This window comes from Streptomyces sp. NPDC041796, from assembly GCF_055590785.1.
The window spans coordinates 374387-395806 of record NZ_JBVJAH010000003.1 but is presented as its reverse complement, the minus strand read 5'-3'; the positions used below and the strand labels follow the sequence as shown (position 1 = coordinate 395806).

The 21420-nt window shown below is 72.6% G+C and carries 18 protein-coding genes and 1 tRNA gene; 13 read left to right on the top strand and 6 right to left on the bottom strand.

Annotated features, from left to right (window positions below):
• Window positions 1-85 precede the first annotated feature (85 nt).
• Window positions 86-3268 carry an AAA domain-containing protein gene (locus tag ACZ6C1_RS08025; protein ID WP_469238891.1) on the top strand — a complete coding sequence of 1061 codons (3183 nt, stop codon included), beginning with the start codon at window positions 86-88 and terminating at the stop codon, window positions 3266-3268.
• A gap of 445 nt (window positions 3269-3713) precedes the next feature.
• Here the strand turns inward: ACZ6C1_RS08025 and ACZ6C1_RS08020 are convergent, their stop codons facing one another.
• On the bottom strand, window positions 3714-4916 hold the full coding sequence (locus ACZ6C1_RS08020; RefSeq protein WP_469238890.1) for a cytochrome P450: 1203 nt from the start codon (window positions 4914-4916) through the stop codon (window positions 3714-3716).
• Window positions 4917-5075: 159 nt separating this feature from the next.
• On the opposite strand from ACZ6C1_RS08020, the gene ACZ6C1_RS08015 reads away from it, so the two are divergent.
• Window positions 5076-6566, top strand: a complete 1491-nt coding sequence (locus ACZ6C1_RS08015; RefSeq protein WP_469238889.1) for an AlkA N-terminal domain-containing protein — start codon at window positions 5076-5078, stop codon at window positions 6564-6566.
• 13 nt (window positions 6567-6579) lie between these two features.
• Window positions 6580-7089, top strand: coding sequence for a methylated-DNA--[protein]-cysteine S-methyltransferase (locus tag ACZ6C1_RS08010; protein ID WP_469238888.1), 510 nt, complete (start codon window positions 6580-6582; stop codon window positions 7087-7089).
• Here the strand turns inward: ACZ6C1_RS08010 and ACZ6C1_RS08005 are convergent.
• The 4 genes from ACZ6C1_RS08005 to ACZ6C1_RS07990 all read right to left on the bottom strand — a co-directional run bounded on the left by ACZ6C1_RS08005 (window position 7086) and on the right by ACZ6C1_RS07990 (window position 9741).
• Window positions 7086-7802, bottom strand: coding sequence for an SIR2 family NAD-dependent protein deacylase (locus ACZ6C1_RS08005; RefSeq protein ID WP_469238887.1), 717 nt, complete (start codon window positions 7800-7802; stop codon window positions 7086-7088). The genes ACZ6C1_RS08010 and ACZ6C1_RS08005 overlap by 4 nt on opposite strands.
• 61 nt (window positions 7803-7863) lie before the next feature.
• Window positions 7864-8355, bottom strand: a complete 492-nt coding sequence (locus tag ACZ6C1_RS08000; RefSeq protein WP_469238886.1) for an NUDIX domain-containing protein — start codon at window positions 8353-8355, stop codon at window positions 7864-7866.
• A gap of 4 nt (window positions 8356-8359) precedes the next feature.
• On the bottom strand, window positions 8360-9448 hold the full coding sequence (locus ACZ6C1_RS07995; RefSeq protein ID WP_469238885.1) for an ADP-ribosylglycohydrolase family protein: 1089 nt from the start codon (window positions 9446-9448) through the stop codon (window positions 8360-8362).
• Between the two features lie 2 nt (window positions 9449-9450).
• The gene (locus ACZ6C1_RS07990) at window positions 9451-9741 is read right to left on the bottom strand and encodes a hypothetical protein (RefSeq protein WP_469238884.1); all 291 of its coding nucleotides are present in this window, start codon (window positions 9739-9741) and stop codon (window positions 9451-9453) included.
• Window positions 9742-9849: 108 nt separating this feature from the next.
• Between ACZ6C1_RS07990 and ACZ6C1_RS07985 the strand changes: the two genes are divergently transcribed.
• The 5 genes from ACZ6C1_RS07985 to ACZ6C1_RS07965 all read left to right on the top strand — a co-directional run bounded on the left by ACZ6C1_RS07985 (window position 9850) and on the right by ACZ6C1_RS07965 (window position 15227).
• A tRNA-Ser gene (locus ACZ6C1_RS07985) sits at window positions 9850-9919 on the top strand.
• Between the two features lie 349 nt (window positions 9920-10268).
• Window positions 10269-11858, top strand: a complete 1590-nt coding sequence (locus tag ACZ6C1_RS07980) for a TROVE domain-containing protein (protein WP_469238883.1) — start codon at window positions 10269-10271, stop codon at window positions 11856-11858.
• Window positions 11859-11958: 100 nt separating this feature from the next.
• A complete protein-coding gene (locus tag ACZ6C1_RS07975) occupies window positions 11959-13113 on the top strand; it encodes a glycerate kinase (RefSeq protein WP_469238882.1) in 1155 nt (384 codons plus the stop codon).
• A gap of 105 nt (window positions 13114-13218) precedes the next feature.
• A complete protein-coding gene (locus ACZ6C1_RS07970; protein WP_469238881.1) occupies window positions 13219-13830 on the top strand; it encodes a TetR/AcrR family transcriptional regulator in 612 nt (203 codons plus the stop codon).
• Window positions 13827-15227 carry an MFS transporter gene (locus ACZ6C1_RS07965; RefSeq protein WP_469238880.1) on the top strand — a complete coding sequence of 467 codons (1401 nt, stop codon included), beginning with the start codon at window positions 13827-13829 and terminating at the stop codon, window positions 15225-15227. Before ACZ6C1_RS07970 ends, ACZ6C1_RS07965 begins: the two co-directional genes overlap by 4 nt.
• On the opposite strand, the gene ACZ6C1_RS07960 is transcribed toward ACZ6C1_RS07965, so the two are convergent.
• Window positions 15216-16403, bottom strand: a complete 1188-nt coding sequence (locus ACZ6C1_RS07960; protein ID WP_469238879.1) for a PucR family transcriptional regulator — start codon at window positions 16401-16403, stop codon at window positions 15216-15218. The two genes, ACZ6C1_RS07965 and ACZ6C1_RS07960, sit on opposite strands and share 12 nt — an antisense overlap.
• A gap of 182 nt (window positions 16404-16585) precedes the next feature.
• Between ACZ6C1_RS07960 and ACZ6C1_RS07955 the strand changes: the two genes are divergently transcribed.
• Genes ACZ6C1_RS07955 through ACZ6C1_RS07935 form a run of 5 tightly spaced genes read left to right on the top strand, consistent with a single transcriptional unit; the run spans window position 16586 to window position 21365 of the window.
• Entirely contained in the window at window positions 16586-17383 is a 798-nt protein-coding gene (locus ACZ6C1_RS07955) for an ABC transporter ATP-binding protein (RefSeq protein WP_469238878.1), read from the top strand.
• Window positions 17380-18150 (top strand): ABC transporter ATP-binding protein, encoded by a 771-nt coding sequence (locus tag ACZ6C1_RS07950; RefSeq protein ID WP_469238877.1) that lies wholly within the window; start codon window positions 17380-17382, stop codon window positions 18148-18150. The genes ACZ6C1_RS07955 and ACZ6C1_RS07950 overlap by 4 nt, the downstream gene beginning before the upstream one ends.
• On the top strand, window positions 18147-19037 hold the full coding sequence (locus ACZ6C1_RS07945; RefSeq protein WP_469238876.1) for a branched-chain amino acid ABC transporter permease: 891 nt from the start codon (window positions 18147-18149) through the stop codon (window positions 19035-19037). Before ACZ6C1_RS07950 ends, ACZ6C1_RS07945 begins: the two co-directional genes overlap by 4 nt.
• The gene (locus ACZ6C1_RS07940; RefSeq protein WP_469238875.1) at window positions 19030-20100 is read left to right on the top strand and encodes a branched-chain amino acid ABC transporter permease; all 1071 of its coding nucleotides are present in this window, start codon (window positions 19030-19032) and stop codon (window positions 20098-20100) included. Before ACZ6C1_RS07945 ends, ACZ6C1_RS07940 begins: the two co-directional genes overlap by 8 nt.
• Window positions 20097-21365, top strand: coding sequence for an ABC transporter substrate-binding protein (locus tag ACZ6C1_RS07935; protein ID WP_469238874.1), 1269 nt, complete (start codon window positions 20097-20099; stop codon window positions 21363-21365). The genes ACZ6C1_RS07940 and ACZ6C1_RS07935 overlap by 4 nt, the downstream gene beginning before the upstream one ends.
• Window positions 21366-21420 lie beyond the last annotated feature (55 nt).

The following is a 21420-nucleotide window of genomic DNA, read 5'->3' as shown; positions in this document are numbered from 1 at the left end:
GCCGGAACCACCGAAGACCTCGGGAAATCCTAACGGCGGACGCCGACATGAGAGCGGGCGGTACGAAAAGCGGCACACACTCAAGGTGCTCATTCAATGGATTTATCTATATTTAGGCGATTTGCTCCTTTTTGCTGTCCGGTGCTGGCCGGAAATCTTCGTGCTGCTGTTCGCTGCGCCTACAGTCGCGAAACTCGGCGCAGGTATCGAAGGTGCGGTCGAGGGCGGGAATGCAGGGGGGACGGAGATGGGCGAGAACGCGACGCAGCCGCATCCGGTCAAGGAGCTGTTGGCGGCGGTGCGCTTGGAGATCACTGCCGAGCTGCGTAGCGACGGCAAGGAAGGGCAGAAGGTCTCCTTGTCCGCGGGGCGCAGAACGTCCACGGCCGGCCACAGGCATGAGTATCTCTTCCAGTGCCGGAGGTGGCCGGAGACGTTGGATGCCACCAAGCCCGTGCTCGTGCGTGCTTCCCGGTCCAGCGGCGAGTGGGTGCAGGCCGAGGTCGCGCGCATGCCACAGGGAAAGGTGCGGCTCGTCACCACGGCGGATCTCGGGAACGCTCCCGCCCACGTCCAGATCCGGGAGGACGATGCCGCCTCGTGGCGCGCCCTCGCCGAAAGGCTCGAAACGGTGGGGCAGCCGAATCACCCCGTACGCGTGGACAGTGCGGGGTGGATGCTCGGCCTGGGCGACCCCCGGGTCCGGGGAGGCGGAGACACAGGGCGGTGGGTGGCGAACTGGGAATCGCTGCAGTTGAATTCCCGTCAACGTCAAGCCGTCGAGCAGGCGCTCTCCAGTGACGTGTTGTTCCTCTGGGGGCCTCCCGGAACCGGGAAGACCGATGTGGTCGGACACATCGTCGAAGGAAGCTACCGCCAGGGTCACTCGGTGCTCTTCCTCGCGCCCACCAAGGTGGCCGTGGATCAGGCCCTTGAACGTATCTGCGATCTGCTGTCCGAGGAGGAGGGTTTCGAGGACGGACTGGTGCAGCGCGCCGGCGAGATCACTGTCGCCTCACTGCGGGACAAGTACGGCGATCAGGTCGACACCGAGCGCATCGCCGCGAAGCTCACTGCTCGGATCAATGAATCCCTCACCAGCCTCACCACCGCTCTGACGGGCGTACGCGAAGGCCTCGCCGTCCACGACAGGGTGGACGGCCTGCGCAACGACCTGACCGCGGCCCAGAAGCTCCATGAAGAAGCAGGGAAGGCCAGACAAACGCACGCCACGGCGCAGAACACCGCCCGCTCGCAGGTATCCGCCCAGGAATCGGTGATGGCGAAGATCGGCACGCCTACGGGGTTCTTCGCGGCCCGGAAGCAGGCACAGCTGGACAGCGCCCGGACCGCTCTGGCCCAGGCTCAGACACAGGTCCAGCAGGCGGCAACGGGAGTGGCAGCCGCGGACCGGGATCTTCGCCGGGCCGCCATGGAGATCACCAGACTCCGGGCGTTGCTCGACACCGAAACGCCCAAGCTCGCCGGGCTGCTCTCCCGCCACGCTCTGGCCAGCCGGGCGGAACAGATCAGCCGGCAGGTCGGCGAACTGGAGGAGCAGCGCAGGAAGATCGAGGAAACGGTCCGCTCCAAGTGCCGCGTCCTCGGCGCTACCGTCGCCAAGGCCGTGCAGACCCGCAAGCTGCTGGATCGCGTGGACGTCGTCGTCATCGACGAGGCGGGGATGGTCGATCTGCCCTCCGCCTGGTACGCGGCCGGGCTGGCCGGCAAGAGGGTCGTGGTCGCGGGTGACTTCCGTCAGCTGCCCGCGGTCACGAAGAGCGACGGTGACCGCAAGGCAACCAGCGCCGACCGCGACCACGCGCGCCAGTGGGCGGCGAGGGATGTCTTCCACGCGGCCGGGCTGGTCACCGGAGGCGGCACGGTGGTCCGTGACACCCGACTCGTCGCGCTGGACACCCAGTACCGCATGCGCGAGGCCATCTGCGACGTGGTCAACGTCGTGGCATATCCCGACGCTCCTCTCCGGACCGGCCGCGGGGACGACTCACGTATCCCGTTCAACACGCTTGTCGACACTCCGCTGATCCTCATCGACACGTCACGGCAGCGCATCCCCGGCCGGGACCACCTCACCAACACCGTGCACGAGGCAGCCGTGCACGAGCTGGTCCGGGGTCTGCAGTACGAGGGAGTACTGCCCGGCCGGAAGTGGAGCGAGGTGCCGGAGGGCGAGCGGGCCACCGACAGGGTCGCCGTGATCGCGCCGTACCGGAACCAGGTGAAGGCCCTGAAGACCAGCCTCGCGTATCGCTTCGGCGAGGAGTTCGAGGGGCTCGTGGACACGGTCCATCGGTTCCAGGGGAGCCAGCGGCCCATCGTCATCCTCGACACGACGGCCGGCGCCGGGGCCAAACCCGGCTACTTCTTCCAGGGCACTGGGCTGTCCTCACACACCTGCCGCCTGCTGAATGTCGCTCTCAGCCGGGCGCAGGACCACCTCATCGTCGTCGCGGACGTCGAGCACCTCCGGCAGCACCTGCCGCTCGGCAGCGAGGCGCGCCGCATGCTCGACCATGTGGAAGCACACGCCCAGTGCATGTCCGTCGACCAGCTCATCCCCGTCCGGGAAGCTGCCCAGCTCGCGTCCCTCACCGACGAGGAGCTGGCCCGGCCGGCCTTCTTTCCCGCCGATGAGGTGCCGCGGGCGGTGAGCTGGGACATGGCCAGGGCCGAGCGGAGTATCGAGATCTACTGCCCCTTCCTGGACCAACAGCCCGTGCGCAGGTGGCTCGGGCAGCTGGCCAAGCGGATCGCCGACGGAATCGAGGTGACCGTGCGAACGCGTGCACCGGAGGAGCAGACCACTGACCGGGCGGTCGAGCGTGTGCGGGGGCTGGTCGACGAGCTGCAAGCGGCCGGCTGCCGGGTCGAGTTCCGTGAGCGCATACACGAGAAGGTCCTCATCCTGGACGGCACGGTCCTCTGGCACGGCTCGCTGAACCTGTTGGCCAACTCGGGCCCCACCGATCTCATGATGCGGCTCACCGACCCGTCAGCGTGTGAGCGCGTGGGCCGGGTGATTGAGCGTGCGCGTAAGGAGCGAGCCGCGTGGAACCCGCGATCCTCGACTCGTGGAACAACCGTACCGGTCGGGGAACGGCTGTACTTGCACGTCCCCTACGCCGAGAAGGACGAGGCCAAGCGGCTGATCGGCGCCAGGTGGGACCGAGAGCGACAGCAGTGGTACGTGCACGCCGACAACGTCAGTCTTGAGCAGGCCGCTCGATGGCTGCCCCCGGCCTGACGCTGGGAAGGGAGCAGAGGGTCAGTTCACGGGTGTGCAGCCAGCCGGCAGGGCGGTTTTTCGGGTGTGAGCCGTGGGCCCATGTGTTCTCCAAGGAACGCGGGTACAGGCGTAGGGGTTCATGTCCGGCGGTCTGACGGTACGGCATATGCGAGTGCCCGTCCGACAGGGGATTCTGCATCACTCGCCGCATTCGGCCGGGACGGCGCCATGGACCTGGGCGCCCCCGGAGTGCCGTACAGCGACCGGCGCCCAGGCGCTCGCCGTGCGCCGGCTGCGAGAGCCCGCGACCCGTACGTGCCGAACACCTCAGGAAAAGTCCGCTCAACGAGCGCGCACGCTGAGGAGGCGCTGGAGGAGCACCTCGGCGAGGCCAGTGCGCGGCCGGGTAATCCTGCTCCGTGCCGAAGCCGGGCATCGGCAGATCGAGCTGGTAGGTGACGGACTACCCGGTGACGTACAGCGAGCTGGGCGTACTGGCGATGAGCGAGGGCACCGGGGGACCGGGCGGGCCGGCGAGGCGGAGGTCCGGGAACCGCTCGAACAACGCGGCCAGCGCGATGCGCAGTTGGAGGCGGGCGAGCGGAGCACCGACGCAGAAGTGCGGCCCGTGCCCGAACCCCAGGTGGCGTGCGCGCTCACCGTCGCGCCGGGTCCCGAACCGGCCGGAGCCGGAGTCCCGCCGCGGGTCCCGGTTGGCCGCCGCGAAGCACAGCAGCAGCGCGTCGCCCGCCCGCAGCGACCGGCCGCCCAGCTCCACGTCCTCGGTGGGGAAGGCGAACGGCAGGGCGTAGACGCTCGAGTCGTAGCGGATGCCCTCCTCCACGACCGTGCTCCAGTCGGCCTCCCCGCTCAGCGCGAGGCGCAGCTCCTCGGGGTGCGCCAGCAGGGCATGGACCGTGTTGACGAGGGCCCCGGCCGTGGTCTCGAACCCCGCGCCGAGGAACAGCCACAGCGTGTCGATCAGTTCGACCTCCGACAGGCGGTCGGCGGCGGGCCCGTGCAGCAGGTCGCTCACCAGGTCGTCGCCGGGCGTCGCCTTCCGGCTCCTCACCAGGTCCGCCAGATACGCGTTGATCTCGCGCGTCAGCCGGGCGGATTCCCCGGGGCCGAGCGTCGACCGTGCGAACGCCCGGCTCACCAGGGCGACGACGTCCGCCTGGTCCCCGGACGGGATGCCGAACAGGGCGCAGAGCGTACGCAGCGGCAACGGCAGCGCGTAGGCCGAGCGGAGATCGACCGGGCCCCGCGCCGCCGCTGCCGCCAGCTCGTCCAGCAGCGCGTCGACGGTTGCCGTGATCGCGGGCGTGAGCCCGTCGACACGGCGGGGGGTGAACGCCGCCGCCACCGCCTGCCGCAGCCGCCGGTGATCGGCGCCGTCGGCGGTCAGCATCCACTGACGCGTCAGGTGCGCCAGCATCGGCCAGTCCGCCGGGACCTCCCCGTCCCGCAGGGCGCGCCAGCGGTCGGGCGAGCGGGCGAACCGGGGATCGGTCAGCACGGTCTCCAGCTCGGCCCGGCCGACCACCGCCCAGCAGTGGACGCCGCCCGGCCACTCGGCCGGAGCCACCGGGCCCCACCGGCGCAGCCGCTCCGCCTGCGCCCTGTGGTCCGGGGTGTGAGGGTCGAGAAGGATCCGCTCGGTCATCAGGCATCCCCTGGGGTCTCGTGGATCGCGACGAGGCGTGACGAGATGCTCTCACGCCGTCATCATCCCCCGCCGGGGAATCGGCACACCGCTGGCAGCACGAGGCTGATGTCGTTTTCTCGCCAGCGCCGACCGGTCGACGTGCTCGATGCTTGAGCCATGCACACCGACACCGAGCGCTGCGTGAGAGCGGTCCGCTCCAAGGACGCCCGTTTCGACGGCTGGTTCTTCACCGCCGTCCTGACGACCCGCATCTACTGCCGGCCCAGCTGCCCGGTCGTGCCGCCGAAGCCCGAGAACATGGTGTTCTACCCGAGCGCCGCCGCCTGCCAGCAGGCCGGCTACCGCGCCTGCAAACGGTGCCGGCCCGACACCACCCCCGGCTCGCCCGAGTGGAACGCCCGCGCCGACGCGGTCGCCCGCGCCATGCGCCTCATCCGCGACGGCATCGTCGACCGCGAGGGCGTCCCGGGCCTCGCCGCCCGCCTCGGCTACTCGACCCGGCAGATCGAACGCCAGCTGCTCGCCGAGCTCGGCGCCGGACCGCTCGCCCTGGCCCGCGCCCAGCGCGCCCAGACGGCCCGCGTGCTCATAGAGACGACCGAACTGCCCATGGCGGACGTCGCGTTCGCCGCCGGATTCGCCTCCGTACGCACCTTCAACGACACCGTCCGTGAGGTCTTCGCCCTCACCCCGGGCGAGCTGCGCACCCGCGCCGCCGGCACCCGCGCCGCGCGGAACACCACCACGGCGCCCCGGACCCCCGGCGTCATCGCGCTCCGCCTCCCGTACCGCGCGCCCCTCAACCCCGACAACCTGTTCGGCCACCTGGCCGCGACCGCCGTCCCCGGCGTGGAGGAGTGGCGCGACGGCGCCTACCGGCGCACCCTGGCCCTCCCGCACGGCCACGGCATCGTCGCCCTCACCCCGCACGCCGACCACATCGCCTGCCGCCTCTCCCTGACCGACCCGCGCGACCTCACCCTCGCGATCAGCCGCTGCCGCTGGATGCTGGACCTGGACGCCGACCCGGTCGCCGTGGACGACCAGCTCCGCACGGATCCGCTCCTCGCGCCCCTGGTCGACAAGGCGCCCGGCCGGCGTGTCCCGCGTACCGTCGACGCCGCCGAGTTCGCCGTACGCGCCGTCCTCGGCCAGCAGGTGTCCACCGCCGCCGCCCGTACGCACGCGGCTCGCCTGGTCACCGCACACGGCACCCCCGTCGACGACCCCGAGGGCGGGCTCACCCACCTCTTCCCGGCTCCCGAGGCGCTCGCCGCGCTCGACCCCGAGGCGCTCGCGCTGCCGCGCAGCCGCCGCACCACGCTCACCACCCTCGTCGGCGCCCTCGCCGACGGCTCGCTCCGGCTCGGCCCGGACAGCGACTGGGACGAGGCCCGCGGCCGGCTCGGGCACCTGCCCGGGTTCGGGCCCTGGACGGTCGAGGTGATCGCCATGCGCGCCCTCGGCGACCCCGACGCGTTCCTCCCCACCGACCTGGGTGTCCGGCGCGCCGCCACCGGCCTCGGCCTGCCCTCGACCCCCGCCGCGCTCACGGCCCGCGCCGCCGCGTGGCGGCCCTGGCGCGCGTACGCCGTCCAGTACCTGTGGGCGACCGACAGCCACCCCGTCAACCACCTGCCCGCGTAAAGGAAGTCCGCCGATGAACCGCCGGCACACCGTCACCGACAGTCCGTACGGGCCGCTGACCCTCGTCGCCACCGACGGCGTCCTCAGCGGCCTCTACATGACCGACCAGCGCCACCGCCCGCCGGAGGAGACGTTCGGCGACCCCGACCCCCGCCCCTTCACCGAGGCGATCCGCCAGCTCGACGCCTACCACGCGCGCGAACTCACCGAGTTCGACCTGCCGCTGCACCTCGCCGGTACACCGTTCCAGCGCAGCGTGTGGGAGCGGCTGCGGAATATCCCTTACGGCGCGACACGGACCTACGGCGAACTCGCCGAGGACCTGGGCAGGCCCGGGGCCTCGCGCGCCGTCGGGCTCGCCAACGGAAGGAACCCGGTCGGCATCATCGTCCCGTGCCACCGCGTCGTCGGCGCGAGCGGCGGCCTCACCGGATACGGCGGCGGCCTGGACCGCAAGCAGCGGCTGCTCACCTTCGAGGGCGCCCTCGGAAGCGGTGTCCCGGCCGAGGGCGTGCTCTTCTAGAGCCGCTTCAGCAGCGCCGGAAGAGCCGTGCCGATGGGTTCACGCACGACCTCCTCGGCCAGCTCGTCGTACGGCGTCGGCTCGGCGTTCACGATGATCAGCCGCGCCCCGTGCTCCGCCGCCATCCCGGCGAGCGACGCGGCGGGCTGGACCTGGAGCGTCGAGCCGACCGCGAGGAACACCTCGGCGGCCTTGGCGATGCCCATCGCCTCACCCAGCACCACCGGGTCCAGCCGCTCCCCGAACATCACCGTCGCCGACTTCAGGATCCCGCCGCACGCCTCGCACGCCGGATCCTCCTCGCCCGCCCCGACCCGGGCCAGCGCCTCCTCCATCGACGAGCGCGCATGGCAGCCCGTGCACACCACCGCCCGCGCGGTGCCGTGCAGTTCGAGGACCTTGCGGGGAGGCATCCCGCCGAGCTGGTGCAGCCCGTCCACGTTCTGGGTGAGCACGCGGACCGCGAAGCCCGGCGTCCGTTCCAGCTCGGCGATCGCCCGGTGCGCCGCGTTCGGCTCGGCCCGCAGTGTCGGGGCGTCGCGCCGCATCCGCCAGGACCTGCGGCGGATCTCGGGGTCCTTCATGTAGTACTCGTACGTGACGAGCTTCTCGGCCTCCGGATCGCGCCGCCACAGGCCGTTGGGGCCCCGGTAGTCACTGATGCCGGAGTCCGTGGAGACACCGGCACCGCTGAGGATCGCGACGAGAGTCATACGGCCGAGGTTACGCAGCGTTTCCCCGCACCCGCGAACGAATTGACCGGCACCGCGCCGCTCACCCCACCGGGCGGCCGTTCTCCAGTTCCACCGCGCCCCGGCCCGCCGACAGGGCGTCCAGCGAGGCCGTCACGCGGAAGCCCAGCGAGCCGAGCAGATACGTCGGGAGGTCCTCCGGCTCGACCAGCTTCCACGAGATCAGCTCCTCCTCCTGGAGCCGGATCGCCCGGAACTGCTCGCCGCTCAGCACGCCGCCGTCGTACACGTACGCGACGATCGGCGGACGCGCCGTCCCGTGCACCCAGTCCACCGCGAGGAGCGGGCCGAGCTCCACGTCCAGGCCGATCTCCTCCAGCGTCTCGCGCCTGGCGGCCTGCCTCGGGGTCTCGCCGACGTCCGACTCGATGGTGCCGCCGGGCAGCGCCCAGCCCTCCCGGTAGTTCGGCTCGACCAGCAGCACCCGGCCCTCGCCGTCGCGGAAGAGAGCGGCGGCGCCGGCCAGCACGCGGGGGAGCCCGGCGATGTACGCGGCGTAATCGTTCGTCGTCACGGCGTCAGCTTAGTGCGAGTGTCCGCTCGGCCAGTTCACCGATCCGTACGCCGTCGAAGCCGAACACCGCGCTGCGCACCCGGTCCTGCAGCGGGTCCGTCCAGTGCCGCGGAATGCCCGACGCCCCGCACAGCACGCCCGCCACGGACCCGGCGGTGGCGCCGTTGGAGTCGGTGTCGAGGCCGCCGCGGACCGTCAGCGCGATGGTGCGGGTGAAGTCGCCGTCCCCGTACAGCAGGCCCGCCGTGATGACGGCGGCGTTCGGCACGGCGTGGATCCAGTGCAGCCCGGCCGTCTCGCGCTCGGCCTCGGTCAGGGCGTCGGCCCAGGGGACCCCCGCCTCGTACAGGGCCGTCATGTGCCGCACCGTGCGGGCGAGGCGGCAGCCCGGGGGTATCCGCTCCAGCGCCGTTCCGACCGCCGCACGCGGTCCGGGCGCCGTGAAGGCCGCCGCGACCAGGCCGGCCGCCCACATCGCCGCGTACACGCCGTTGCCCGTGTGGGACAGCACCGCGTCGCGCCGGGCCAGGGAGGAGGCGCGGACGGGGTCGCCGGGGGAGGTCCAGCCGAAGACGTCGGCCCGGATGAGGGCGCCGATCCACTCCTGGAAGGGGTTGTCGTGAGTGGCGGTGAGCGGGGGTCTCAGGCCGTTCGCGAGGTTGCGGTAGGCGGCCCGCTCGGCGGTGAACGTCTGGAGGTAGGGCAGGCGCAGCAGCCACAGTTCGCCGACCTGCTCGGTGGTGAAGGCGACCCCGTGCGTCTCCAGCAGGTGCAGGGCGAGGATCGCGTAGTCGATGTCGTCGTCCCGGCAGCTGCCGTGGATCCTGCCGCGTACGCACTCCCGCCACTCGGGCCGTAGCTGGAAACCGGCGGCGTCGCCGTCCGGCGGTGGCTCGGGGAGGTAGTCGGTCAGGGGGAGGGCGTCGGTGGCCCGCAGATAGCGGTCGATCCGGTCGCGTGTCCAGTAGTCGCCGCGCTCCACGGGTTTGCCGAGCATGTTTCCGGCGATGCGGCCGGACCAGCCGCCGAGGACCCGGTCGGCCGGGTCCGGGCCCGCGGGTCCGGCCGACGCCTCCCGCGCGGTCACGGTCATGGTTACGGAGACGGCAGCGACGGTGACGGGACGACGGCCCCGCCGCCCGCCCGCACGGCCTCCACCACGGCCTCGTGCAGATCCCTGCTGTCCCTTTCCGAACGGCACGGTACGGGGCTGCCCGTCATGGTGAACCAGTCGGATGCCCCGCTGTACTGGACGGCGATCTGTGCCTCGCCGCCCGCCCAGGTGGTGTGCACGGTGACGTTCCCCGTGACGATTCCGAGCTCGTCGGTCCGAACCCCGCCACGCCCCGTGTACACATCGGTCGTCGTCCACGATGCCCACGTCATGATGGCAGCGTCACACGAATGGCCCACGCCCGCGACTCGGGCGCATGGGCACACGTACCCGCGAATAATCCGTGGCGGGCGGACAGTTCACCTCCCTAGAGTGATCAGCGTCCAGGTGCGAAGGCAGGACCTACTTCCACTGCTAATGGGGCGGTCGCGGGTTCGAGTCCCGTCATCGACTTCGGGTCGGTGTAGCTCAGTCGGTAGAGCACCTTGTCGGTTCCGCCGGCCTTGATCTCTGGACATCTGTACGTCACGCACCTCCCGGTGCGCGGGCCGCGGCTACTTCCTTCCGACGAATCACGCCGCGGCCACTTCGATCTCGGGAGGCGCGGCGGACGGGGTGCCCGGTGCGAAGGCAACGGGTACTTCTCAGGGGACAGCAGGGCGCGGGTTCGAATCCCGCCGCCGGCCGTGGGCCGGTGTGGCTCAGTCAGGTGGAGCGGCTGTTGTGACGACCGTCGCCGGCATGCGACCTCGGGCACCCCTTCCGCCGTGCGTCCCCACCGATTTCGGGGGGAAATCACATGGCACGCTTCAACATCCGCCGGTCCGCCACCGCCTCCGGCCGTGCGACCTCGCCCGTGCGGTCGACCGCGCCCACCACCACCCACCAGGGCGGTGCCGGTGTGCTGCGCGACCCGCGCTCCGAGCTCTTCCTGCTCGCCGTCTCCAATTTCGTCACCCAGGCGACCTTCTACGAGTCCGGCGGCGACCGCGACGACCGGTTCGCCGCCCTCGTGCGGAAGCTCGCCGTGGAGGATCCCGAGTGGACCGCCGGCCTGCTGCGCTGGCTGCGCGGCGAGGGCAACATGCGGACCGCCTCGATCGTCGGCGCCGCCGAGTACGTCAAGGCCCGCCTTGAGGCCTCCGCCACCGACGGTCCCACGGGCCGGCAGGTCGTCGCGTCCGTGCTGCGGCGCGCGGACGAGCCCGGTGAGCTGCTGGGCTACTGGACCTCGCGCTACGGCCGCAATGTGCCCAAGCCCGTCAAGCGGGGCATCGCGGACGCCGTCCGGCGCCTCTACAACGCCCGGTCGCTGCTGAAGTACGACACGGCCGGCAAGGGCTACCGGTTCGGTGACATCCTCAACCTGGTGCACGCGGCGCCCGACCCGGACAAGCCCTGGCAGGGCGCGCTGTTCCAGTACGCCCTGGACCGCCGTCACCACCCCGAGACCGCGCTGCCGCCCGCCTCCGACCGGATGCTCACCGCCCACCGGGCACTCATGGAGCTGCCGGTCACCGAGCGGCGTGCCGTGGTCACCGGTGCGGACGGGGCCGCGCGGCTGGCGGAGGCGGGTATGACCTGGGAGGCCCTGGCGGGCTGGCTCCAGGGTCCGCTGGACGCGGCCGCCTGGGAGGCGGTCATCCCCTCCATGGGCGTGATGGCGCTCCTGCGCAACCTGCGGAACTTCGACGAGGCGGGCGTGGGCGACGAGGTCGCTGCCCGGGTCGCGGCGAGGATCTCGGACCCGGAGGAAGTCTCCGCATCGCGCCAGTTCCCGTTCCGCTACCTGGCCGCGTACCAGCACGCGCCCTCGCTGCGCTGGTCGTACCCGCTGGAGCAGGCCCTCGGCCACTCGCTGGCGAACGTCCCCCGGCTGCCGGGCCGCACCCTGGTCCTGGTCGACCGCTCGGGTTCCATGTGGGCGCCGCTGTCGCAGCGCTCCCAGCTGAACCGCGCCGACGCGGCGGCCGTCTTCGGCGCGGCGCTGGCCCTGCGCGCCGCCGACGCCGACCTGGTCGAGTTCGGCACGAGCAGCGCGCCCGTGCCGTACCGCTCGGGGGAGTCGGTGCTGAAGGTCCTCGACCGCTTCCACAGTATGGGCGGCACCAACACCACCGAGGCGGTACGCACCCACTACCGCCGCCACGACCGGGTGCTGATCGTCACCGACGAGCAGGCTTCCTACAGCCACTACGGCGACCCGACCGCGCAGGTCCCGGCGCACGTGCCGGTCTACACCTGGAACCTCGCGGGCTACCGGCCGGGCCACGCCCCCTCCGGCGCGGGCAACCGGCACACCTTCGGCGGCCTGACGGACGCGGCGTTCCGGATGGTGCCGCTGCTGGAGGCCGGGCAGGCGGCGGACTGGCCCTGGTCGGCGGCCTGACCAGCGGGTCCGCCCGCCGGACAGGGGTGGCACAGCGTCTCACCCTCCGGATAGGGTCGGCCTCGGCGCGACTGCCTGTTCGAAAGCAAGGGATACAAGGGTGACGGACGGAGCAGTAACTGAGGCCGCGCGCGTGCTCGTCGCGGCTGACAAGTTCAAGGGTTCGCTCACGGCCGTACAGGTCGCGGAGCGGGTGACGGCCGGGCTCCGGCACGTCGTCCCAGGGCTCGATGTGGAGACCCTGCCCGTGGCCGACGGCGGTGACGGCACGGTCGCCGCCGCGGTGGCGGCCGGGTTCGAACGGCGTGAGGTGCGGGTCACCGGCCCGCTCGGCGCGACGGTGACCGCCGCGTACGCGCTGCGCGACGGGACGGCCGTGGTCGAGATGGCGGAGGCGTCGGGTCTCCAGCTGCTCCCCGAGGGCGTCTTCGCGCCGCTGACGTCGACCACGTACGGCTCCGGCGAGCTGCTGAGGGCCGCGCTGGACGCGGGCGCGCGCACCATCGTCTTCGGCGTGGGCGGCAGTGCCACCACGGACGGCGGGGCCGGCATGCTGGCCGCGCTGGGTGCCCGCTTCCTGGACAAGGACGGCGAGCCCGTCGGGCCGGGCGGCGGCGGCCTCAGGGACCTCGCCACCGCCGACCTGTCGGGCCTCGACGCCCGCTTCGCGGAGGTGGAACTGGTCCTCGCCAGTGACGTCGACAACCCGCTGACCGGTCCGAAGGGCGCGCCCGCGGTGTACGGGCCGCAGAAGGGCGCCTCGCCGGAGGACGTCGCGGAGCTGGACGCCGCGCTGGCCCACTTCGCGTCCGTCCTCGCCGACGCGATCGGCCCGAGGGCCACGGAGCTGGCCGAGTCGCCGGGTGCCGGTGCGGCGGGCGGCATCGGCTACGGGGCGCTGGTCGCCCTCGGTGCCGGCTTCCGCCCGGGCATCGAGGTCATGCTGGACGTCCTCGGCTTCGGCCCCGCGCTGTCCCGCGCGACGCTGGTCATCACCGGCGAGGGCTCCCTCGACGAGCAGACCCTGCACGGCAAGGCCCCGGCCGGTGTCGCGGCGGCGGCCCGCGCGGCGGGCATCGAGGTGGTCGCGGTCTGCGGCCGCCTCGCCCTGCCGCCGGAGGCGCTGGGGAAGGCGGGCATCCGGCGTGCCTACCCGCTGCTGGAGCTGGAGCCGGACCCGGCGAAGTGCATGGCGGAGGCGGGCCCCCTGCTGGAGCGGCAGGCGGCGAACATCGCACGCGACTTCCTGTCGTAGGCCTCCCTTCTCGAACCCCCCGCACCCGAGGTGCGGGGGGTTTTCCCATGTGCCGCCGGGGTACGGGGGTAGACAGTGTCTACTCGATCTTGGTAGACACTGTCCATGGACCATGAGAGATCCCTTCGGGACCGCCTGATCGACGTCGGCGTGGAACTGGTGCTCAACGAGGGCACCAGCACGCTCGGCCTCCGCGAGATCGCCCGCAGGGCAGGGGTCTCGCACGGCGCCCCGCGCCGGTACTTCCCCACCCACCACGCGCTGCTCTCCGCGATCGCCCGACGCGGCTTCGAGGACCTCGCCGCCCGGTTCACGACCGTGACGGACACCGCCGCACCACCGCGCGAGCGGGTACGGTCCCTCGCGCGGGCCTACGTCGGGTACGCGCTGGAGCACCGCGGCATGTTCGAGCTGATGTTCCGTCACGACCTGCTGGACAGCGAGGGGCAGGACCCGTCCGCCGGTCCGCGGCTGCGGGAGGCCACCCTGCCGATGTTCGGCCTGCTGGTCGACCTGGTCGACCGGGCCGGCCCCGAACGCCCCGGCTCCCCACCGGCCGTGACGGCCGCCGCCCTCTGGGCGAACCTGCACGGCATCGCCCAGCTCTGGGCCTGGGGCAGCCTGCCCCTGGCGATGGGCGACGCGGAGCAGGGCCAGGAACGGCTCGACCGGCTCATCACCGCCGCTCTGGACGCCCATCTGGGGGCGGAGACGTGACCGGGACCGTACGCCGACGCCTCGCCCTCCTGGTCAGCGTGGCCGGCGCGATGATCGTCGCACTCGACGGCACCGTGCTGATCGTCGCGCAGCCCAGCCTGCAGCACGACCTCGGGGCGAGCGTCGCGCAGGTCCAGTGGACCAGCACCGCCTACCTGTTGGCGGTGGCCGCGCTGCTCGTCGTCGCCGGACGCCTCGGCGACACGTACGGGCACCGGCGGCTGTTCCTCGTCGGCGTCCTGGGCTTCGGAGCCGCCTCGGCCGGTATCGCCCTCGCCCCCGGAGCCGGCTGGGTGATCGCCCTGCGCGCCGCCCAGGGCGTGTTCGGCGCGCTGCTCCAGCCCGCCACGCTGGCGCTGCTGCGGCTCGCGTATCCACCGGACCGGCTCGGTACGCCGATCGCCCTCCGTACCAGCGCCATCGGTATCGCCGCCGCGGCCGGCCCGCTCCTCGGCGGCGCGCTGGTCGCCCACCTGGGGTGGCGGGCCGTGTTCGTCGTCAACGTGCCGGTGGCCCTCGCCATCGCCGCGCTCACCCTCGCCGTGCGGGTGCCGACACCGCCCGGTACGGGCGCTCACGGGCCCGGATTCGCCGGTCCGGCCCTGCTCGCGTCCGGGCTGGCCGCCCTCGTGTACACGCTGACCGGGGTGGAGGCGCACGGCTGGACCGCCGCGCCGACACTCCTGGGGTTCCTCACCGTCATGTGCGCGGGGGTCGCCCTCGCCGTACAGCAGCGCCGCTCCGCCCACCCGGTCGTGCCGCCCGCCGTGGCCCGGTCGGTGCCCGTGACCGCGTCGATGGCGCTCCTGCTGGTGACCACCGCGGCGCTGTTCGGGACCCTGTTCACGGCCACCTTCGTCCTCCAGGACGTCCTGGGGCTCGACCCGCTCGCCACCGGTCTGCGGGTGCTGCCGATGACCGCGCTCATGGTCCTCGGCGCCCCCGTCGCGACCGCCGCTCTGCGCCGGTACGGCCCCCGCCGCACCGCGCTCACCGGCTCCCTCCTCGTCGTCCTCGGCATCGCGGGCCTGTCCCGGCTCGACGAGGCCGCGACCGCGGCCGGCATCGGCACGGCCTTCGCCGTCCTGGGCGCGGGCTTCACCACCGTGATGGTCACCGCCACCGGGACGGTCGTCGGGGACGCGCCACCCGGATACGCCGGGGTCGTCGGCGGACTCAAGCAGACCGCGATGAACGTCGGACCGACGCTGGGCATCGCCGTCGCCGCGGGTATGCCGCTGCTCACGGCCGCCGGGCCGACCCTGCTGCTCCTGTGCGGGTGCGCGGCGCTCGGCCTCCTGCCGGCGTCCCTCCTGCCCCGCACGGGACCCCGCACGGACTCCGCACGGGACCCGGTACCGGGCCGCGCACCGGACCCGGCGCGCTCACCCCGGTGACAGCCGGAAGGCGTCCAGAGCCAGCGTCATCTCCGTCAGGTCCCGGGGCCGGGACAGCGAACGCGAGGTGAGCTGCTCCAGGCGGCGCAGCCGGTTGAAGACCGTGTTGCGGTGGCAGTACAGGCGGCCCGCCGCCCGGCCCGCCGAGCCCTCGCAGTCGAGCCAGACGTCCAGTGTCTCCAGCAGCACCGCCCGGTCCGCCGGGTCCAGGTCCAGCAGCGCGCCGAGCACCTCCGACACCAGCAGGGACGACAGCTCCGGCTGGCTCACCACCAGCGCGCCGGGCATCCGCCGGTCCAGGCGGACGATCGCGGGCGCGTCCGCCGGACACGTACGCAGCGCCAGCTCCGCCAGGCGCCGCGCCCGTCCCAGCTCCGTCAGGCCCGCCACCACCGGGCTGATCCCGCCCGGGCCCGGGCACCGCCCCTCCATCAGTTCCGCCAGCGCGTCGAGCCCTGTGTCCGTGTCCAGCGACACCACCCCCACCTCGCAGTCCGTCCGCATCCGCCACACGAACCGCAGCCCCTCCGCCTCCAGGCGCCGGTGCGTCAGGTCCCGCCGCGTCGTGCGCAGCACCACCACCGCGTACCGCCCCCGCTCCGGCAGGTTCAGCCCAGCCGCCGCCCGCGCCGCGACCTCCGGCGACCGGCCGCCCTCCAACAGCGCGTCGAGCAGCGCCTGGAGCTGCTCGTCGGTACGGCGCCGCAGCTCCAGCTCGGTCACCCGGTACGCCTCCGAGGCCGTGTCGGTCTGCGCGTCCACCGCCGACCACACCATCGTCGCCGCCTTCATCAGCACGGTCAGCCGCCGCGCGTCCGCCGCCGCGTCCTCCAGCAGGGCGTCCCACACCAGGTGCCCGGCGAGCCGGTAGGCGTGCACCATCAGCTCCAGCGGCAGCCCCTGCTCGGCCCGCCGCCGACCCAGCCACTCCGCGTGCTCCAGGTCGCGGCGCGGTGCCGACTTCGGCGCCGAGATCATCTCGATGCCGATCCGCATCGCCTCCCGCGCCTCCTGCCAGTGCTGGTCGTAGCCGATGACCCGCCCGTAGGCGGGGGAGTGCTCGTGCAACTCCCGCAGGTGCTCGTCCACCAGCTCCGGCAGCCGCTCCAACAGCGCCGCACACGCCTGAGCGAGCAGCTTCCAGTCGTCCCCTGTACGTGGTCTGCGGGCTCCCATGGCCCGGAGGATGCCACCTCCGCACCCCATCCGGCATGCCCCTGACACGCGGTGTTGTGCGCGTGCACAACCCGCCACCACGCCCGCTGGGCACTGGCAGCCATTTCCGCCACGAACGTGGACGGGCGGCCGGACCCGGTGTTGGGGTGAGCGCCACCGAACACACAGACGAGGGGAAATCCATGAGCGCTGCCGCCCTGCACGTGCGGGGGCTGACAGCCGGGTACGGTCCGGTGACCGCCCTGCGTGACGTTTCGCTGGACGTACCGGAGGGCGCCTGCGTCGCCGTCCTCGGCGGCAACGGCGCCGGCAAGTCCACACTCCTGCGCGCCCTCTCGCGCACGCTCGCCTTCCACGGCGGCGCCACCACCGCCGGTACTGTCACCTTCGCCGACCGCCCGCTGCACGGCCTGCCGCCCGACCGGGTCGTCGCGGCCGGACTGTGCCACGTCCCCGAGGGCCGCCAGGTGTTCGCCCGCATGACGGTCGAGGACAACCTCCGCGCGGGCGCGCTCACCGCCGCCCGCACCGGGAGGACCGCCGCCCTGGCCCGCGTCCACGAGCTGTTCCCCGTCCTCGCCGAACGCGCCCGCCAGCGCGCCGGCCTCCTCTCCGGCGGCGAACAGCAGATGCTCGCCGTCGCCCGAGCCCTGATGGCCTCCCCGCGCCTGCTGCTGCTCGACGAGCCGTCCCTCGGCCTCGCCCCGCTGATGGCCGCCCGGATCGCCGACACCATCCGGGAGATCAACACCCAGGGCACCTCCGTGCTGCTCGTGGAGCAGAACGCCGCCCTCGCGCTGCGCCTCGCCTCCCACGCGTACGTCCTGGAAGTCGGCGAGGTCGCCACCGAGGGCCCCGCCGACGAACTCGCCGCCTCCGACGAGGTACGCCGTCGCTACCTCGGCGTCGTCGACGAACAGGCCGCCGCCGACACCGCGCCCGCCCGGGTCCCGCACCTTGCCCGCTGGGAGGACGCATGACGACCCTCGAAGTCCGCGACCTCACCGTCCGCTTCGCCGGCCTCACCGCCCTCGACGACGTGAGCTTCACCGTGAACCCCGGAACCGTCCACGCCGTCATCGGCCCCAACGGAGCGGGCAAGTCCACCACCTTCAACGTGCTGTCCGGCGTCTACCGCGCCACCTCCGGCAGCGTCCGGTTCGACGGCCACGAGCTGACCGGCCTGCCCCCGCACCGCATCGCCGCCCTCGGCGTCGCCCGGATCTTCCAGAACCTCGCCCTGCCGCCGTACGCCACCGTCGCCGAGGCGCTGATGCTGGGCCGCCACCGCCTCACCCGGGCCGGCTTCCTCGCCACCGGACTGCGCCTGCCGTCCGCCGCCCGCGAGGAGGCCCGCCACCGCGCCCGTGTCAAGGAGATCGCCGACTTCGTGGGCCTCGCCGACAAGCTGGACCATCCGGCGGCCTCCCTGCCCTACGGGCAGCAGAAGCTCGCCGAACTGGCCCGCGCCCTGTGCATGGAGCCCAAGCTGCTGCTGCTCGACGAACCGGTCGCCGGCATGACCGGCGACGAACGCCGCCGCACCGCCGCCGTCATCGCGGGCGTCCGCGAGAGCCTCGGCATCTCCGTCGTCCTCGTCGAACACGACATGGGCGTGGTGATGCGGCTCGCCGACTCCGTCACCGTCCTCGACTTCGGCCGCCGTATCGCCGACGGCGCCCCCGCCGACGTACAGAACGACCCGGCCGTCGTCCGCGCCTACCTCGGACAGGAGACCGCCGAGTGACCACCTTCGCCGAACTCCTCCTGGGCGGAGTGGCCCTCGGGTCCGTCTACGCCCTCATCGCCCTCGGCTTCGTCGTCATCTTCCGCGCCACGGAAGTCGTCAACTTCGCCCACGCGTCCCTCCTCCTCGCGGGCGGGTACGTCACCGCCGTCCTCCACGACGACATCGGCTTCTGGCCGGCGCTCGCCGTCGGGATCGCGGGAGCCGCGCTCGTCGGCGCGGCCGTCGAATTCCTGGTCATGCGCCGCTACCGGGGCCGGGACCACAGCGTGCTCGCCATCGTGACGATCGGCGTGGACATCCTGCTCACCACCGAACTCACCCGCCGCATCGGCACCGATGTGCTCTCCCTCGGCGACCCCTGGGGCGACGCGGTCGTCACCATCGGCTCCGTCACCATCGCCCAGACGCGCATCGCCGCGTTCCTCGCCGCCGGGCTCCTGATCACCGCGTTCCTGCTCGCCTTCCGGTTCACCTCCTGGGGCGTCGCCATGCGGGCGGCGGCCGAGAGCCCGTCCACCGCCGCCCTGATGGGCGTCCGGCTCGGCAGGGTCTCCCTCGGCGCCTGGGCCGTCGCGGGCGGTCTCGCCGCCGTCGCGGCCCTCTTCCTCACCGTCTTCCCGACCCCCGGACTGGAACGCTCCACCTCCCTCGCCGCCCTCAAGGCCTTCCCCGCCGCCATCCTCGGCGGACTCGACTCCACCACCGGCGCACTCGTCGGCGGACTGCTCGTCGGCATCACCGAGTCCCTCGCCACCGGCTACCAGGGCGACCTCACCTTCCTCGGCCGCGGCATCGGCGACCTGGCGCCCTACCTGGTCATGGTCGCGGTCCTGCTGATCCGCCCCGCCGGGCTCTTCGGCACCAAGGAGCTCGCCCGTGTCTGAGACCTTCACCCGACCCCGTACCTACCTGTGGGCCCTCGGCACGGTCCTCCTCCTCGCCCTGCCCTTCTACCTGGAGCGCTTCTGGCTCCAGGCCGGACTGTTCGCCATGGCCGCCGCCATCGGCGCGATCGGCATCAACCTGCTCACCGGCGCCACCGGCCAGCTCTCCATGGGGCACGCCTTCTTCCTCGCCGTCGGCGCCTACGGCTACTGCGCGTTCGCCGGCGACGGGAGCGACGGACTGACCGGCCTGGGGCTGCCCGGCTGGCTCGCCGCCGTGGGCGCGGTGGCGCTGGCGGGCGCGGCGGGCGGCGTGTTCAGCCCGATCGCGGGCCGGCTGCGCGGCGCGTACCTCGGCATCGCCACCCTCGCGCTGATCTTCATCGGCCAGCACGTGCTCTTCAACGCCCACGACCTGACCGGCGGCTTCAACGGCCGCGCCGTACCGCCGCTGAGCCTGCTCGGCGTCACCTTCGACGAGAGCGAACTGCTGATCGCCCAGGTGCCGTTCGGATCCGCCGAGAAGCTCTGGTACCTGGGCCTGGCCCTCCTCGTCGGCTCCGCGCTCTTCGCGCGGGGCGTGCTGCGCGGCCGGCCCGGCCGCGCGCTCAACGCCATCCGCGACCACCGCATCGCGGCGGGCGTCCTGGGCATCCCGGTGACCCGCTACCGCGCCGCCGCCTTCGTGCTCTCGTCGATGTACGCGGGTCTCGCCGGCGTCCTGCTGGCCCTGGTGTTCCAGCGGACGGTGCCGGAGTACTTCGGCATGCTGCTCTCCCTCGAGTACCTCGCCATGATCGTCATCGGCGGTCTGGGCTCGGTGGCGGGCGCGGTGATCGGAGGCGTCTTCGTCTCCCTGCTGCCGCAGATCCTCACCCGGTACAGCGACGCGCTGCCCCTGGTGTCCGCCCCCGGCACGGGCGGCATCGCACCGGGCGAGGCGTCGCGCTACCTGTACGGCGCCGCCGTCGTGGCCGTCGTGCTCTTCCTGCCCGGCGGCCTGGTCCGGTCGGTCGCCCGGCGTCCCGCACAACCCTCAAGTACCACAGCGGAGGAACGATGACCATGCGCAGACACCGGCGGCTCGCCGCCACCCTCACGGCGCTCGTCGCACTGACGGCGGCCGCGGGCTGCAGCTCCAAGGCCAAGACCGACGACTCCGGCGGGCAGGGCGCCGACGGGGTGAAGACCGGCAAGGGCGTCGACGACAAGACGATCCAGCTGGGTGTCCTCACCGACATGACCGGCGTGTACGCCACGCTCGGCAAGAGCGTCACCCAGGCCCAGCAGCTTTACGTCAAGCAGCTCAACGCCGCCGGCGGCGTCTGCGGCCGCAAGGTGGAGCTGACCGTCCGCGACCACGGCTACGACCCGCAGAAGGCGCTCGCCGGCTACACCGAACTGGAGCCCAAGGTGCTGGGCTTCCCGCAGTTCATCGGCTCGCCCTTCGTGGCGGCGGTCAAGCAGCGCATCGACGGCCAGGACAAGGGCCTCGTCCTGCCCCAGGCCTGGTCGGCGTCCCTGCTGGGCAGCAAGCACATCCGGGTGATCGGCTCCACCTACGACATCGAGACCATCAACGCGGTGGACTTCCTGCTCAAGGAGAAGGGCCTGAAGAAGGGCGACAAGCTCGGCCACGTCTACTTCGAGGGCGACTACGGCGAGAACGCGCTCAAGGGCTCGAAGTACGCGGCCGGGAAGGCCGGGCTGACGGTCGTCGAGCAGAAGATCAAGCCGACCGACAACGACATGTCGGCGCAGGTCGCCGCCCTCAAGCAGGCCGGGGTCAAGGCGATCGTGCTGAGCGCCGGTCCGCGCCAGGCGGCCTCGCTCGTCGGCGTGGCGGCGGCGGTGAAGCTCACCGTCCCGGTCATCGGCAACAACTCGGCCTTCGCCCCGCAGCTGCTGGCCACCCAGGCCGGTCCGGCGCTGGAGAAGATGTACTACGTGGCCTCGCCCAGCTTGCCCATCGGCGCCGACACCCCGGCCGCCAAGAAGCTGGTCGCCGACTACAAGGCGGCCTACCCCAAGGACACCCTCGACAACGGCGTCGTGGCCGGCTGGTCGGCCGCCCAGGTCTTCGGCGAGGCGCTGAAGAAGGCGTGCGCGGACAAGGACCTGACCCGTGAGGGTGTCGGGAAGGCGCTGCTGACGCTGAACGCCCACGACGCGGGCTTCGGCATGACGCACGACTTCTCCGACCCCAAGGCGCCCTCGTCGCGGCAGAGCGCCATCATCCAGCCCGCCAAGTCCGTCCCCGGAGGCGCACGCGTGGTGCGCCAGCCCGGGATCTCGGACGCCGCGAAGGCCTTCACACCCGGCGCCTGACGGGGCGGGAGGCCCCCGTCACCGGGCCGAAACCCCGCCGTGTGAAGCTCTGATC